Here is a 16,781-nt window from a genome sequence, read left to right as displayed (position 1 = left end):
GAAGTGACATGTTTAATCCTTAATAAGGATACATATTGATATGTATCCTTATTAATACATCTCCTAATAAACATGTCAATCTCTAACTTTGTCTACCAATCGATATGTAAAGTTATTTACATGTTAACAAATAAACATATCAATCAATAAACTTATCTCCTATTTAACTTGTCTACTTGGGGCGACATTAAAAAAGTTATTAATTAACAAGTAAACTTGTCATTGTTTAAACATTTCAACCTATTAATAAAATAACGTGTTAACAAATTAATATGTGAATTAAGTACTTTGTTTACATGTTGCTTTATATACAAGTTGAGACCTTACCAAATCTTTATATTAATGAATCGACTTGGAAATAAGTTTATAAATTAATAAGTAAACTTGTTCCCAATTGGATTTATACACAAGTTAACAATGTAACTTGTTAAGTCATGTATAAATATATTTGTTAACAAGTTCACTTGTTTCATTGTTAACTTGTAAAGTTTTGAATAAGTTTATAAAAGCACTTGTCAACTACACACAGGAACCTAGCCTTGTAGACTTGTCAAGGTATCCACATATCTACTTGTTAACAAATCAACAAATCAATCCCGTAACTCCTGATCCATTCCACAAATTAACAAGTCAACAAGTAAATAAAGAAACCTGGATGATAGTTTCTGAAATAATTTATATATTTGTCAACAAGTAAACTAATTAACAAGTTAACATGAAGAAAGCCTTTTGCCTGGTATTGCGCACATTACCAGCATTCCAGCCGGTAGAAACGGCCTTCAGTTTCTCTTTCCGGTAACTGCCCCAGGAAAGGGGGAAGGAGGTAAGTGTAATTTTAGCAAGAAGAGAGTGCTTGCGCACACTTAAACCGCTGTAAAACAGCTTTCTATCAATCAACAAAGTTGATTGATGTAAATAATGAAAGCATAAATATCTGATGATCAAGCCAAACTTGTAAATATACTCAGCTATGATGGGAGCAGAACAGCCAGAAGACAAGGGATATACCACCGTTCGGATGACCGTCGGGGCACACGAAGCGGTGGTCAAGGAAGCAAAGCGTTTCAAGCTAAAAAACATCGACTATATGGACGCGGCTATCCGTTACTTTGCCCTCCGGGGACTTAACCCGGTGGAGGTGGAAGCACGGGAGGGAACCCTGATCATGAAGCAGGTGCAACGGCTGGGGGACAGGTTGTTTGCGTACATGCAGGAAGAAGAGCAGGGAGTTCTAGTTCCCATGCTGGAGGAGCTGATCCGCGTGCGACTGACAACCGAACGTATTCTGCGGTTAGAGGAAGTGCTGCTGAGCACTCTTCCGGAGGAGGAGATGAAACGGAAAAAAGATAAAGTCGAACAGCTGCGACTCCAAAATGAAACGGCTATCCAAGAGCAGATAAGGGAGGTACTCGGAGCGGGAAGGTCCATGGATTCGGTCAAGAGAGGAACAAAGAAACAAGAGAAATAACCAGTTCAAATAGTTGACCAGGGTGCTATGTATGTCAAACTGATTGATCCCCGGAAGCATGGCAAAACCGCTTACCACAACGAGGGGAGTTGCCAGAAAACCTTGAATTACCTGGTCCATGAGGCAAAGAAGGGGAAAGGGGAGGTTGATATTTTCTTTGACCAGGAAAGGGACAATCTGGGACCTGGGCAGGTGCAGCTAGCCATTGATCACAACACAAAAGGGTTACGCGCCAGGCAGGAGAAGTTCTTTTCCCTCATCATCGCGCCAAGCGAAAACGAGTTGCGGCACATCAAAAACAATGACCAACTGCTAAAAGACTATACCCGGCAGGTCATGGAATTGTACGCCGCCAATTTCAACCTGAAAGACGGGATAAAGCTAAGGAGCTCAGACCTGGTATGGTTCGCCACCATCCACTTAGATCGCGAATACCGAGGCACCGACAAAGAAGTCCTGGCAGGAAAAGCGCAGGTGGGCGGCAAGCGGCCCGGTCTGCACACACACCTGCATGTGATCGTCAGTGCCAGGGATCGGGAGCAGAAACTCACGCTGAACCCGGGAGGGAGAAGGAGCCGGTTCAACCTGATGCAGTGGCAGATGGCGGCCGGGCAGCAGTTCGAGGGTCAGTTCCACTACAAAGCCCTGGAACAGGAGAAACTCAAGCCCAGGCAGCGGGACGCCAGCCGGGACAGCGGCAGGGCCAAGAGGATAACGGAGAGGATCGAGGCGCTTAACCTGTTGCTTCCCAAGGCAGAAAGGCTGGATGTGGAACGCATCAGGCAAATCGCCGTTAATAGGGAGTACGATAAAACCTTTTACCGTTCCTTGAAACGCCTGGAGAAGGTGGCAGAGGAGGGATTGCCCTTGGGGCACCCTTACCATCTGCTCCAGACGGGACGGGAGAAAACAACCGGTAGGCCGAGACCGGGGCTATCGGTGCGGCACCTGTTGCAGGAAGTGCAGCGGGCGCTTCAGCCCGGGAAACACCGACCGCTCCGGACGGAGGAAATCGGTGAGAGGGAAGGAAGTAGAAGAGGTGAAATCGAACTGGAGTAATCAACCTTGCAGCGGAGGGCAGTTGCGAAGTTGAATCGTGAGGTTAATGCAACTGGTATGAGCACCCCTATCCCCACACCACCGGCCGGACAGTCCAGAAACCTCTTCGTGGGACTGGCATTGGTGGTATTCTTTCTTGTTCTCGGTGATTATTATATGTTAACCCATACGCAGCAGATCCGCCAGGCGCGCCAACGGGAAGACACCGTTTCCCGGGAAATCAATCGGCAAAAATCCCTGGACGGGAGCCCTGGCGCCCGATCACTCCGGAAAGGAAGCCGGTTCATAGGGGAGCTTTGGCAAACCCTTCAGGACCGATTCGTCCTGAAAGCGGCCGGCTTCTACGGAAGGGTAGGGGCCTTTGTCCGCGGATCCGCGCTAGCCGCCTTCCTGCTTTTGCTGTACGGGCAGAATGCCCCGCCCCGCAAGCCGGGGCAACCGCGACGGAAGCCCCTCCCGGAAAAGACCAGGAAAATGATTTTTCTGCTCAGCGGGATGGTTTTCGGATTGAGTGCCTATGTGCTGATGGGTATCTCCCAGTACCCGGTTCCCTTCGTCACCTATGCATACCCGCTTGCGTTTCTTTTGGCATTCTGCGCCACCTTTGCGGCGGGGCAGGTGATTGCCAGGAACAGAGTGCCCGCGTTTGGTTTGACGACGGAGCGGAAACGCATCCAATCCCCCAACGGGTTTTCTCTGCCTACCCAGGACGGCGGGTTCATCAACGTGCCCAATGCTTACCGGGGAAGTCTCGTGCTGGGGGGAGCCGGGGCGGGGAAATCCTTCAGTATCGGGGAGCCGATCATCGAGCAGTTCGCCGAGAAGAACCTGGCGGGAATCATCTACGATTTCAAGTTCCCGGTCCTGACGGAAGTGGCGCAGCGGGCCATGGCCCTGGCCGGCCGTGGCAGGAAGCAGCCGGAGGAACGGGGCCCGGAGGTGCGCTTGCACGTGGTCAACTTCCGGGATCTGGCAAGGACGGAGCGGATCAACCCTTTGCGGGCGGAGGATATGCCTGCTATGGCCTACGCGGAGGAATACAGCCGGGCCATTATACATAATCTGAACACGCACATCATCCGTAACCCCGGGGAGTTCTTCTCCAGCAGCGCCATCGCCTTTCTGACGGGCATCATCTGGTTTTACCGCAAATACTATCCCGCCTGCTGCACGATCCCCCATGTGGTCGCTACCGCCTTGTACAAGGATTACCGGCATGTGTTGAGTATGCTGGATACGGATGCCGAATGCGGGGATCTGGTGCGGAGCCTGATCACCGCCGTGGAATCGAAGGCCGAGAAACAGATCGCGGGGGTGGTGGCTACCCTGCAGATCATCCTGACCCGGATCAACAGCCCCGAGATGGTGTGGGTGCTGACCCCGGACGAGGAGAGAGGCGAAGGGTTTTCCCTTCACCTCAATGACCCCAACCAGCCGAAACTGTTGTGCATCGGCAATGACCCCACCCTGAAAGACTCCTTCTCCCCGGTGATCAGCTGCATCTTAACCGTGGCTTTGAAACTGATGAACCAGCAGGGGAAACACCCCAGTTATGTTCTGCTGGACGAAGCGGCCACCCTCTACGTGCCTGGCCTGGAAGTGATCCCGGCGACGGCGCGGAGCAACCGGATCGCCACCGTCTACATGAGCCAGGACCTAAGCCAGATGGTGGATACCTACGGGCGGGAGAAAACGCAGGTGATGGTCAGCAACCTGAACAACTGGTTTATCGGCAAGGTGAACAATATGGAAACCGCGGAACTGATCTCCAAGGTGGTGGGCCGGGAGGACAAGGAAATGGTTTCCACCAGCCTCGGCAGCAGCAGCGCGGGTTACGGGAAACGGAACCGGAGCCATAGCCAGAGCGCCAGCTTTCAGGAGCGGAACCTGGTACGGCTCCAGGACGCCATCAGCCTGGGGCAGGGGGAATTCATCGGGCAGACGGTGGAGACCGATTCCCCCTTTTTCCAGGGATACGTCTCCCGAAAGGATGCCCCCCAGCAACGGATGGTCCTGGAACCCTTTGCCCATTTCACGGACCGTGACCAGATCACCTCCGGGGAGGACGTGCAAAGCACCATCGTTCAGGCGAATTTCCAGAAAGTGCGCGATGACGTGCGGGACACCATCGAATTGTATCCGAATACACTGGCTTCCGGGGATGAATAGGCCCCTTTCGGTCTTGGTACTTATACTGGCCTTTCCCGTTATTTTTACGTATATTGAATACCAACAGGAGAGAAAAAGATGGAAAATCGCAGTTGGAACCCCAATGGGACATTTTTCAAAGCAGCACCGGAGGGCCTTAGCATGGAGGACCTGGCAAAGCGGGCGGAAAGGGAGAACATCGCGAACCACGGCTTTGCCCTCGTGATGAGCAATGGCCCCAAGCCCGATGGGGAGGCCCTGGAGTTCATGCAGAAGTACGTAGACGGTGAATGGACCCTTCGGCAATCTTTGGACGCGTTAGCCAACTACCATGGACTGAATAATTTAACCCAGGAAACGGCAAACCTTCCTCTGGTTGCTCCTGAGGAAGCGGTGCATTCCTCCTCTAGCGTAGACGATCCGGATGAACAGTACTGGAACGTCAGGCTGCAAAGGGGTACAGAGCCCCCCAGAATAGAAACAAAGGGGCAGCATAGTAGGTGGGAGACCCCTGACCTTTTTGAACCCCGAAACGGGGAGGAGTCTGAGCAGAATGGCTAACGACTGCAAGTGAGGCGATGGCTATCGGCGACGGTTTCAGCGACGAGCACGGGGTCTTGATCAACCATAAAGGCATTCAGGACCGGGCAGAGTTGGCTCGTCTGGAGAATAAGTTCGCTGCCTTCAAAGCAGCTATCCTAAAGGAGGAGGGAGGTATTCCCGGTAGCTTCGACCAGAAGCATCTGCAAGCAATCCATCGGGAGCTATTCGGGAGTGTTTATCCCTGGGCCGGGGAAACCCGGGCCGAAAGGGGAGGCTTCCAGGGTATAAAAGAGACAGCGGTCCAACTCATTCCCCAGGAGATGAAATACGCTCCCTTCCAGGAGATCGGGACCCGTCTGCAGGCTATTTCTTCGCAGTTGGAGAAGGAAAACTTCCTGAAGGGGTTAGGGCCTGATGCCTTCAGCCAAAGAGCTGCCTTTTATCTGGACCAGTACAACCACGTGCACGCTTTCCGGGAAGGCAACGGGAGAACCCTGCAGGCCATGTTCACCCAATTGGGCAGGGAGGCGGGCTATGACATCAACTTCCACCACGCGGATCCGGCCAAATACAACGAGGTCCGGAATTATGCGCTCGTCAAACCCCATGCCCCCCATGAATCCGGGAGAAACCTGGCGCCGCTCGCCGCCTTCCTCAGAGAGGTGTCCCGTCCGATACCGGGAGCGGAAAGGAGCACCGGATTGGAGTCCGGCAGGGACAGGATTCCCGAGCCCTCCCCTGAAATCAAGCGGATAGAGATCCTGAGGGAGCTGGAGGTCACCGGGGGGCGGATCGCAGACCGGTGGGATATCCTGGTGAAGCAGCAGGTGAAAGACATCGTGGAAGACCCGCGTCACCTGAAAAAGCACGACAAGCCGCTTCGCATGATCAGTAAGGCTATCCTGGAGGGAATAAAGCCCAGCCATTACCTGTACCAGGATGCCGAGCGGTTCACAAAGGCGCTCGACCAGGTGAGAGCCCTGACGGCAGGAAAAGAAATCCCAACCCCGCGCGCCGCTTTGGCAGAGCAATCACCCTCCAGCGAGCTCCCGAAAAGCCACAAGGAGGCACAGGGGCTGTTTATCAGGGCCTCAACCTGGCTTAGCCAGGAATTAAGGAATAACGGAAAGGAGGCGGAAGGAGAGAAGTTGCAGCACGTGGCCCGGTTCGTCTCCAGAGTGCCTTTCATCGGAGGGATGAACCACGAGTATATCAACACCGCGCTGGAAGCTTCCTCCCGGATCCCCAAGCTGAAGGAGTGTAACCCCGTGCGCGATATCCTATGCGCTGTCCAGGTGTTAAATAAGCCTGAAAACAGGCTGAACAAGGAGGTCGCCGGGAAGGAGAGGCATCTGGACAGGGGAGGGCTGGAGCGTTAAGCCCCGTCGCCCAAACCCAGCTTCCTCCAATCAGGGCGCGGCCTCGGTAAACCTTCTAGGGCAGGGATATCACCTGATGAGGCGGCCTGAACCGTTGCGTTCACAAAGGGGGCGAACCTAGCCCGGCTCGGTGGCTCCTGCTGTGTCAAAACAAGTACTGCCTAAAAAGATGTGCAAGAAAATACGCACCTTAAGATTTGGCTATATAAATGGAGAAGCTAGGCAGGTAAGCAGAAGTTGTACGTAAATACGTATGTGCGGGAAACCTAAAAAGCCAGCACGTTCTCAACTCAATTTTTTTGGCTTTTAACTATGTAGTCCGTAGGGGAAATCCTCTATCAGAGGCTCTCGTATTTATGCCAAAAGAATGCAGTACGGCGAAAACAGAACCACCCGATTAAACCCAAAGCGTTCCGATTGATTAGAACTACTTCCACCTATAAAATACAAACCTTGCATTCGTAAGTCTCCGCCAATCTTTTATCGGCTTAATGAAAAAAGCTTTTAAAACGGTTTCTCTCTAAGTTTAGTAGATATAAATGGCTTTTATTCAAGCTGGCAAGAACCATTTCGCGATAGATAAATGGTGAATTAGTGAATTCCTTGAGTGTTTTTAGATGAAAACCCGGGACCCGGAATAATTCTGCCTGAACTCTTTAGGGGTGCAGCCATTCTTCCGCTTGAAGATTCGGTTGAAGTGGGAAAGGTTGTTGAAGCCGCACTTGAAGGACACCTCCGCGATGGTAGCGGTTGTATCGATGAGCATACGGGAGGCGTGCCCCAACCTGATCTCATTTAAACTATCTATGAAGGTTTTCCCGGTTCTTTTCTTGATAAACCGGCTAAAGGAAACCTCCGGCATGTTTACCACCTTCGCCACGTCCGCTAGGGACACATCTTTGTTATAATAGGTTTGCATATACTCAAACACCTTTTCAATCCTGAGACTGTTGTGGTTGGTTTGATCAGACGAGAAGGAGCTGTTTGAAAGAGTTCGCATATCCCGAGAAGTAGAAAGGTCATGCAGAATGGAAATCAGCTCCAATACTGAGTCAAAGCCTCTCTTTTGGATAAGCGCTTCCAGTCTAGGCTTGAAAGCCTTTTTGGTTTCAGAGGAGAAAGTGACGCCTTTGCTGGCCCGCTCCAGCAAGTCTCTGACAAAACTGAGCTGGTTGCGGCGCAAAAACTTGTCATCCAGCAAGTCACGATGGAACTGGATGGTGATTTCCATGATTTCCCTGCTTTTGCACTGGTGCGTAAACCATCCGTGAGGCAGGTTGCTACCCACTAGCACTAGTTCATACTCATCAATGGACTCCACATTATCCCCCACAACCCTTTTAGCTCCAGCAGCATTGTAGATAAAGTTTAACTCAAAATCCTCATGGTAATGAAGAGGAAAATCAAACTCCTCTTTCATTCTAGGGAAAAGAGTGAAGCAATCGTACTGCGTCAAGGGGGTTATCTCGTGATAAATGGTACTCATACTGCTTTAAAGTTAAGTCAAAGGGTAACTTTATCAAATTAATATGATGTTATGCTAAAATAGTACCAGTATAACGCTTATTTAAACCTATATGGTGCTAATGCTTTTGAAGAGGCTAAATGCCTTTAGCTGTAAAATTTTCTTCAGCTATCTTACATTATATTCTTCACTTAGCCTGTATTTCTATTGAATCGTCAATTTAGACTCTTATTAGAGAAGGTTTATTATTGTCTTCTCACTGCCTTTTACTGCGAATCTGCTCGGAAAGTAAATAATAATTCAAGAGAAATCTTGTCTGAGCATAATATATGAGCAAATAATTGATAAAAAAGTATTAATAATTCAGCGAGAAGCTATATACTTTTGTGAGGGATGTACGAAGCCTTTCAAAGCTTAGGAAACAAGGAAGGGGGCTCCTAAGGTGTGAGTGGCTGACCTCCATAGCTACGGAAAAGTCAGCGCCCAACCTAGTCTTCCCCTAAACTCCAAGATATAGACATACCTCGGGATTCCATGGCGGAGTTGCAGACCAGAGCCTCAGCTTGATTTGGCCTGTTCCCCTTGGTTCAGGAGTACCCAAACCGCCAGTGGATGGGACAGTAACACACGCACCTTAAACTAACTTTACTCATTCTACTATGAAATTAACCGCACTTGACATCGGGATTATCTTCGTCTACCTTTTTGCAGTCGCGGCCATCGGATTGATTTTGCAGAAGAGAGCCAAGGCCAACAAAGAGGCGTACATGCTGGGCGGCAACACGCTGCCCTGGTACGCACTGGGCTTATCCAACGCCTCCGGTATGTTCGATATCTCGGGCACCATGTGGATGGTGATGCTGGGCTTTGTGTATGGCCTTAAAAGCATCTGGATTCCGTGGCTGTGGCCTTCCTTCAACCAGATCTTCCTGATGATGTTCCTGGCGGCCTGGCTGCGCCGCTCCAACGTGACGACCGGGGCCGAGTGGATGCTCACCCGTTTCGGGCGGGGGAAAGACTCCAGTAAGTCGCACGCCATTGTGGTCATCTTTGCCTTGCTCAGCTGCCTGGGTTTCCTGGCGTACGGCTTCATCGGCTTGGGCAAGTTCGTGGAAATTTTCGTGCCCTGGTCGGTGGTGCAGCCGTACTTGCCGTTTACCGTTTCGGCTGAGTTCGTGCCGCATTTTTACGGCATGCTCTTCACCTTTTTCGCGGTGTTTTACTCCATCCTAGGCGGCATGGCAAGCATTGTGTGGGCCGATGTGCTCCAATACATGATCATGACCGCAGCTTCCATTGTAGTGGCCGTGCTGGCCATGAACAACCTGGAGGTTGCCCAACTAAACGTGCCGGCGGAATGGAAAACGCCTTTCTTCGGGGCCACGCTCAACATGGACTGGACCGGCATCATCGATGACGTGAACGCCAAAATCCAGACCGATGGCTATTCCCTGTTCGGGATTTTCTTCTCGCTCATGGTCTTCAAAGGTGTATTGGCCAGCCTAGCTGGGCCTACGCCCAATTATGACATGCAGAAGATCCTCTCGTCCCGCTCTCCGCAGGATGCCGCCAAGATGAGCGCCTTCGTGTCGGTGGTGCTGATTCCTACGCGCTACCTCATGATCATGGGTTTCACGGTCCTGGCCATCCTGAACTATGATCAACTAGACTTGCAGTCGGCCTCCGGGATTGACTTTGAGCGGATTTTGCCGGCCGCTATCCAGAAGTTCGCCCCGACAGGGATTATGGGCCTGCTGCTGGCTGGTCTGCTGGCAGCGTTCATCGGGACCTTCGCGGGCACGCTCAACGCGGCGCAGGCCTACCTGGTGAATGACGTGTACCTGCGGTACGTGAACCCCAAAGCCAGCAACAAAACGGTGACCAGCATGAACTACGCCACCGGCATTGTGGTGGTCCTGGTGAGCATGGCGTTGGGCTTCCTGGCCAAAGACGTGAACAGCCTGCTGCAGTGGATCGTGGCGGGTCTTTACGGCGGCTACATCTCGGCCAACGTGCTTAAATGGTATTGGTGGCGCTTCAATGCCAGCGGCTTCTTCTGGGGCATGCTGGTGGGGATTGTGGCTGCTCTAGTCTTCCCCTATTTCACCGAGGGCCTGGACCTGTACTACTTCCCGTACCTGCTCCTCATCTCTTTGGCCGGTAGCATCATTGGCACCTACCTGGCCCCGCCTACCGACATGGAAACCCTGAAAGGCTTCTACCGCAACGTGCGTCCGTGGGGCTTCTGGAGGCCGGTGGCCGAGCAGGTGAAAGCCGAAGACCCCTCTTTCGTGGAGAACAAAAACTTCTGGCTGGACATGTTCAACGTGCTCATTGGCGTGGTGTGGCAGATGAGCCTCACGCTCCTTCCTATCTACCTTATCCTGACCATGTACACTGAGCTAATGGTGACCTCCGGCATTATGCTCGTTTGCAGCTTCATCTTGAAGAAGACTTGGTGGGACAAACTGCCCGAAGACGGCGACTCGGTGGCCGCTACCCTCAAACGCAAATTAGTCTCTGTTTCCTAAACCATCGCTGGCCCTTAAAAGCCGCTTTAACATCCTTTACAGAAATACCCATGGAAAATCTCTTCCAAAAAAGACAGCAAGCGCTGGAGAAGTTTCACTCTGAGCTGACCGGCAGAAAAAACGAGAAGCAGCCCCTGGGCAACGGCATCTACGACAAATATAAATTCCCGATCCTGACGAACCAGCACGCCCCTATTTTCTGGCGCTATGACCTGAACCCCGAGACCAACCCTTATTTCATGGAGCGCATTGGGGTGAACGCGGTGTTCAACGCGGGTGCGATCAAGTTCAACGGCAAGTACCTGGTGGTGGCCCGGGTGGAAGGCAATGACCGCAAGTCGTTCTTCGCGGTGGCCGAGAGCCCCAACGGCATCGACAACTTCCAATTCTGGGAGAAGCCTATCACCATGCCCGAGACCGATGATCCGGACATCAACGTGTACGACATACGCCTAGTCCAGCACGAGGACGGCTGGATCTACGGCCTGTTCTGCACCGAGCGCAAAGACCCGGAGGCCCCCGAAGGCGACCAATCCTCGGCGAACGCGCAGTGCGGCATCGCCCGTACCCGTGACCTGGTTTCCTGGGAAAGACTGCCTGATCTGAAGACCACCTCGCCGCAGCAGCGCAACGTGGTGCTGCACCCCGAGTTTATCAAGGGCAAATACGCCCTCTACACCCGCCCGCAGGACAGCTTCATTGAGGCCGGTAGCCGCGGTGGTATTGGCTGGGGCTTGACGGATTCCATGGAGAACGCCGTGGTGGACGAGGAGATCATTGTGGACCCTAAGACCTACCACACCGTCTACGAGGTGAAAAACGGCCAGGGCCCTGCCCCCATCAAAACCGAAAAAGGCTGGCTGCACCTAGCCCACGGCGTGCGCAATACTGCCGCCGGCCTGCGCTACGTGCTGTACCTGTTCCTCACCGACCTGCAGGACCCATCCAAGGTAATCGCCAAGCCCGGCGGGTTCTTCATTGCGCCGGAAGGCGAGGAAAGAGTAGGCGACGTGTCCAACGTGGTGTTCGCCAACGGCTGGATTCTGGACGAGGACGGCACCGTGTTCATCTACTATGCTTCTTCTGACACCCGCACCCACGTGGCCACTTCCACCGTGGACAAACTGCTGGATTACGTGCTGAACACTCCGGCCGATGGGCTTCGCTCCGCCGCCTCAGTGCAGCAAATCAACCAGCTGGTGGATAAGAACAAAGTCTTCATTAAGAATAAAAAGAAGGCTCTTACCCCTGAATTAAACGACGCAAACTAATGGTTACTGCTTCAGATACATTTCTTGCGTCTCAGCTTTCCACCTACCAGCAGGAGATGGAAAGCGAGCTGGAAAGGATATTAAGTTTCTGGATGGAGCACACCCTGGACCACCAGCACGGTGGCTTCATCGGGCAGATCGACTACTCTGGGAACGTGGTTCAGGACGCGCCTAAGGGCAGCATCCTGAACGCGCGCATCCTCTGGACGTTTTCGGCGGCTTTTCGGCAAACCGGGCAGGAAACGTACCTGGAGATTGCCACCCGGGCTTTTGATTACCTGCGCACCTCTTTTTTGGACACAGCCCACGGCGGTATCTACTGGATGGTGGATGCCCAGGGCCAGCCCCTGAACACCCGCAAGCAGATCTACGCGCTGGCGTTCGCCATTTATGGGTTCAGCGAGTACTACCAAGCCACCCGACATCCGGAGGCCCTGAAAGCAAGTCAGGAATTGTTCCGGTGGATTGAGCAGTACAGCTTTAACCCCGAGCACGGTGGCTATTTGGAGGCCTTCAGCCAGGAAGGTGAACTTTTGGAGGATTTGCGCCTGAGCGAGAAGGACCGCAACGACCCTAAGACCATGAATACGCACCTGCATATTCTGGAGGCCTACGCCAACCTGTACCGCATCTGGCCCGACCAGCTGCTTGCACAGAAGCTGAGAGGGTTGATCGAGGTGTTCCTGCGGCGCATCTTGGACCAGAACACGAGCCACCTGAAGCTGTTCTTCGCCCGCGACTGGACCTCCACCGCTAACCTGATCTCCTACGGCCACGACATTGAGGCCTCCTGGCTTCTGCAGGAAGCCGCCGAGGCATTGGGCAATCCGGAGCTGCTGAGTCAGGTAAAGGGCACCGCTTTGAACATGGCCATCGCTACGTCAAAGGCGCTGTTGCCCGACGGGAGCCTGTACCACGAACTGAACGTGGACACCCACCACTACGACAAGCACCGCGAGTGGTGGGTGAGCGCCGAAGCCATGGTAGGCTTCCTGAACGCCTACGAACTGACGCACGACGAAGCTTTCCTACACCATTCACTTAACGCCTGGAAGTTCGCTCAGACCTACTTCCTTGACCTGGAGCGGGGCGAATGGTTTTGGGGTGTGCATGATGACTATTCCTTAATGTCCAAGGAAGATAAAGTGGGCTTTTGGAAGTGTCCTTACCACAACGCCCGCGCCTGTCTGGAGGTCATCCACCGGTGCAAAAAGGAACTGGCTGGGTAGGGTCAATTACTGTTGAATAGCAATGTTCAACCTTGTCCTTCCTGCAGTCAAACGAGAGCGTGTCCCAGTAAGGTGTATTTTAACGCCTATGATAAAATAGTATCAAAGTACGGTAAAAAAAGTCAATGCAAAGGTTCGCAGCCAAACACAATCAATTCAGTGTATAAATGACTCGGTATTAAGCTATTCCTAAACGCGTTCCATTAAATATGATACTGTGAAGTTTGAATTGATCTTATCCTAAAGAAGTCTGCTATTTATTGAATCCACCAATCCGCAGCGATCGCCCTTATAAATAAGCAAGAACTTAGCTGATTTAACAAAAAGTTAATTCTAGCAAATTAAATGATAAAATAGTGTTAAAATAAATTTATCAATGCATGTAGCTTTGTTTCGATAAATGTTAAGGATTTTAAAAAATACACCCTTGGTAAAAACAATTTTTTAAATCCGTAATCGATCAAAGTTCAGTTTCCCTTTAATCTCGGTCAGTAAGCAGGGTAGAGGGAGAAAGTCGCTCGCCTCTTTTGGCTAATCTTCTGGCTCCTACGATGCCGTCTGGGTTTGTTTTAGCACAACGTCCTTTAATATTAAAAAAAGCCTAACCACACTTTTATGAAACAACGATACCTATTGTTTTTATTTCTGTCCCTTCTGCTGAGTTCGGTGGATGTATGGGCGCAAGCAGTCACTGTAAATGGTACTGTAAAAGATGGAACAACTGGTGAGCCCCTGCCAGGAGTTAGCGTAGTGGTAAAGGGTACAACTACAGGAACATCTTCCCAGGTTGATGGGTCCTTTTCCATCAGTGTGCCTTCCGATAAAGCCATACTGGTATTCACGTACATCAGCTATCTTCCTCAGGAAGTGCCGGTGAATGGAAGAGTATCCTTAAGTATAGCGATGCAAACGGATAGTAAATCGCTGGAGGAGGTAGTAGTCGTAGGGTATGGCGCAGTAAAAAAGAGCGATCTGACCGGGTCGGTTGCGACATTGAAAGGCAGTGAACTCAACAGGACACCTGCTGCCTCTGTGGATCAGTTGCTGCAAGGCAAACTTCCCGGTGTTCAGGTAATGGCGCCCAGCGGTCAACCAGGGGCAGGTGCTACCATCCGGATCAGGGGAGCCAGCTCTCTGAATGGCTCAAAGGCACCCTTAATGGTGGTAGATGGGTATCCTTGGGGTGATGCCGGTAACTTGAAGCAGATCAACCCGGAAGATATTGAATCCATAGAAGTGCTGAAAGATGCTTCCTCAGCGGCAATCTATGGCTCGAGAGGGGCGAATGGGGTAATTCTAATTACCACTAAGAAAGGGCGTGAAGGGGAAGCGAGAATCAGTTTTAGTTCGCTCAACACGATTTCCGCATTACCGGTGAAGCCTGACCTATGGCGGGACCCAGTAGAGGAAGCGACGTACGCAAATGAAGCTGCCATAAATGGGGGATTGGTCGGTGTGGACATTCCTTTTACTGGGATCACAAGGAACGGTGTTTACTATCCTTCTATAGCTGAACTGCGGGGCTTGGACCCCAATAAACCCCAGTGGCCGCATAATACGGATTGGGTGGACTTAGTCTATCGTAACCCGTTCTCCCAAAGCTATACCCTGAGCGCGGACGGTGGAACAGAAAAGACGAAGTACTCTATCTCCGGAAACTACTACAAAGAGGAAGGACTGTCAATCAAGAACTTCTACGACAAATACACCGGAAGATTAAACCTCGATCAACAGTTGTCAAAAGCTTTAAAAGCCGGGACGAATGTTGTATTGGCACACACTAAGACAAATGGTTTCGGGTTGAGCGTGGATCGATCAAGGATCTTCCCGGCCTATGATGAAAACGGAAATTACTTCCGAACAGGCCCAACAGATTACGGCAACCCTCTGGCTCATGCCAATCAGGTCCTGAGCACCACCAAAACCATCGATGTCCTGGGAACGATCTTTTTGGATGCCAAGATCACAGATTGGCTGCAGTTCAGGACCCAGCTCAGTTCCAAGTACGGCAATTCGGAACAGGACCAGTACGAACCGGCAACGGCCACCTTCAGAGGGTTTGAGTCACAAGGATATGGCTCTATCAACAACAGCACCTATACAGACCTTTTGAACGAAAACTATTTCACCATCAACAGGACTTTTGGAACGGATCACGCCTTGAACCTGGTTGGGGGCTACTCATTCCAGAGAACGGTCAACAAATTCAACACCCTTACCGGGCAAGGCTTTGTGAACGACAACCTGCAAAACGAGAATTTATCTGCTGCTGTAACTAAAACCATCAGCAATGACTTGTCCCGGTTTGACCTGGCCTCTTGGTATGGGAGAGCCAATTACACCTTGATGGATAAATACCTGTTCACCTTCACGGGCAGGGCTGACGGATCCACCAAGTTTGGCGCTAACAACAAATGGGCCTTTTTCCCTTCAGGCGCATTTGCCTGGAAAGTGAGCGAGGAGGAATTCCTGAAATCTATCGAAACCATCTCAGAGCTGAAAGTGAGGGCTAGCTACGGATTGACGGGAAACCAAGGTATTTCCCCTTACCAGACCTTGGATAGGTTCGGAACCGCCAGATATTACACCGGTACAGGTTTCCAAACTGGTTTCGGTCCGGGTCTCGCCAGCGGAAACAATGAACAAGGTCTTACCATTGTGGGGGGCCTTGGCAACAATAGCCTTAAATGGGAAACCACAAGATCATTTGACATCGGCTTCGATTTAGGGATCATGGATCAGCGCTTCACCCTTACAGCCGATTACTATGTCAAAAACACCAGTGACTTGTTAAGGCTAAAGACAATCGCCCCTTCCGCGGGATATGACCAACAATGGATCAATGACGGTGAGATCAGCAACCGGGGGGTGGAACTCGGAATCACAGCGGACGTCCTTAGCAGTTCAGAGCTGAACTGGACGGTTGGCGCCAATTTCACGGTGAACCGGAATAAAGTGGTGTCCATGGGGGAGAATGACCAGATCGAAATCGGCACCCTGTACGAGTCAGTAAGGCAAAGAATAAGCACCTATGCTGTCGGTCAACCGATGTATGTTTTTTATGGCTATAAAACAGACGGCATCATACAGAGCCTTGAGGAAGGCGTGAATGCAGGTTTAACCGGTGCCGAGGCAAGGCCGGGTGAGATAAAGTACCTTGACATCTCTGGACCGGAGGGTGTTCCGGATGGGGTGGTGGATAGCTTTGACAGAACTATCATCGGAAATCCAAATCCTGATTTCCTATACAGTTTCAACACCACCCTTACGTTCAGGAGATTTGATCTTTCGGCCCAGCTCTATGGGGTGCAGGGCAACGACGTGTTCGATTTCAGGAAGATGACTCCTAGCAGGCAGATCCAAAGATGGACTCCTGACAACCCAAGCCAGGAGTTCCCCAGAGCCAACAGCACAAGAGGGTACAGAGCATCCGACTTCTTTATCACAGACGGTTCTTTCCTGCGTATCCAGAACGTGACCCTGGGCTATAACCTAAAGCCCGGGTTGATCAAAGGGGTGCAGAGCTTACGGGTTTATTTCTCTGGCAACAACCTGTACACCTTCACCAAATTCAACACCGGATTTGATCCGGAGATGGGTGAATTGGGGATCAACGAAGGCAATTACCCAAGACCCCGAGCATTCTCCATAGGAGTTAACGTTGGATTCTAATCTATAAAAGACGAAA

The 16,781-nt window shown here is 51.4% G+C and carries 10 protein-coding genes; 9 read left to right on the top strand and 1 reads right to left on the bottom strand.

The features are described from left to right. Nucleotides 1–970: 970 nt before the first annotated feature. From JT719_RS22125 to JT719_RS22105, 5 genes are all read left to right on the top strand, one after another. Entirely contained in the window at nucleotides 971–1,468 is a 498-nt protein-coding gene (locus JT719_RS22125; protein ID WP_207435945.1) for a hypothetical protein, read from the top strand. A 27-nt stretch (nucleotides 1,469–1,495) separates the two neighbouring features. After that, nucleotides 1,496–2,527 carry a DUF5712 family protein gene (locus tag JT719_RS22120; protein ID WP_207435944.1) on the top strand — a complete coding sequence of 344 codons (1,032 nt, stop codon included), beginning with the start codon at nucleotides 1,496–1,498 and terminating at the stop codon, nucleotides 2,525–2,527. Between the two features lie 57 nt (nucleotides 2,528–2,584). Continuing rightward, the gene (locus tag JT719_RS22115) at nucleotides 2,585–4,696 is read left to right on the top strand and encodes a type IV secretory system conjugative DNA transfer family protein (protein ID WP_207435943.1); all 2,112 of its coding nucleotides are present in this window, start codon (nucleotides 2,585–2,587) and stop codon (nucleotides 4,694–4,696) included. A gap of 78 nt (nucleotides 4,697–4,774) precedes the next feature. Beyond that, nucleotides 4,775–5,236, top strand: a complete 462-nt coding sequence (locus JT719_RS22110; RefSeq protein ID WP_207435942.1) for a hypothetical protein — start codon at nucleotides 4,775–4,777, stop codon at nucleotides 5,234–5,236. 17 nt (nucleotides 5,237–5,253) lie between these two features. Continuing rightward, entirely contained in the window at nucleotides 5,254–6,597 is a 1,344-nt protein-coding gene (locus JT719_RS22105) for a Fic/DOC family protein (protein ID WP_207435941.1), read from the top strand. Nucleotides 6,598–7,210: 613 nt separating this feature from the next. Here JT719_RS22105 and JT719_RS22100 read toward each other — a convergent pair. Then, nucleotides 7,211–8,083 carry an AraC family transcriptional regulator gene (locus tag JT719_RS22100; RefSeq protein WP_207435940.1) on the bottom strand — a complete coding sequence of 291 codons (873 nt, stop codon included), beginning with the start codon at nucleotides 8,081–8,083 and terminating at the stop codon, nucleotides 7,211–7,213. Between the two features lie 638 nt (nucleotides 8,084–8,721). Between JT719_RS22100 and JT719_RS22095 the strand changes: the two genes are divergently transcribed. The 4 genes from JT719_RS22095 (at nucleotide 8,722) to JT719_RS22080 (ending at nucleotide 16,765) form a co-directional block, all read left to right on the top strand. Next, on the top strand, nucleotides 8,722–10,593 hold the full coding sequence (locus JT719_RS22095) for a sodium:solute symporter family protein (RefSeq protein ID WP_207435939.1): 1,872 nt from the start codon (nucleotides 8,722–8,724) through the stop codon (nucleotides 10,591–10,593). A 50-nt stretch (nucleotides 10,594–10,643) separates the two neighbouring features. Further along, complete coding sequence (locus JT719_RS22090) at nucleotides 10,644–11,864, top strand: glycoside hydrolase family 130 protein (RefSeq protein WP_207435938.1); 1,221 nt, start codon at nucleotides 10,644–10,646, stop codon at nucleotides 11,862–11,864. Further along, entirely contained in the window at nucleotides 11,864–13,093 is a 1,230-nt protein-coding gene (locus JT719_RS22085; RefSeq protein ID WP_207435937.1) for an AGE family epimerase/isomerase, read from the top strand. The genes JT719_RS22090 and JT719_RS22085 overlap by 1 nt, the downstream gene beginning before the upstream one ends. A gap of 615 nt (nucleotides 13,094–13,708) precedes the next feature. Further along, a complete protein-coding gene (locus tag JT719_RS22080) occupies nucleotides 13,709–16,765 on the top strand; it encodes a SusC/RagA family TonB-linked outer membrane protein (RefSeq protein WP_207435936.1) in 3,057 nt (1,018 codons plus the stop codon). The last annotated feature ends 16 nt before the right edge of the window (nucleotides 16,766–16,781 follow it).

The organism is Sabulibacter ruber, assembly GCF_017355955.1.
Lineage (GTDB): Bacteria > Bacteroidota > Bacteroidia > Cytophagales > Hymenobacteraceae > Nibribacter > Nibribacter ruber_A.
The sequence above is the reverse complement of the archived record's forward strand: the minus strand, read 5'-3'. Positions and strand labels throughout refer to the sequence as shown.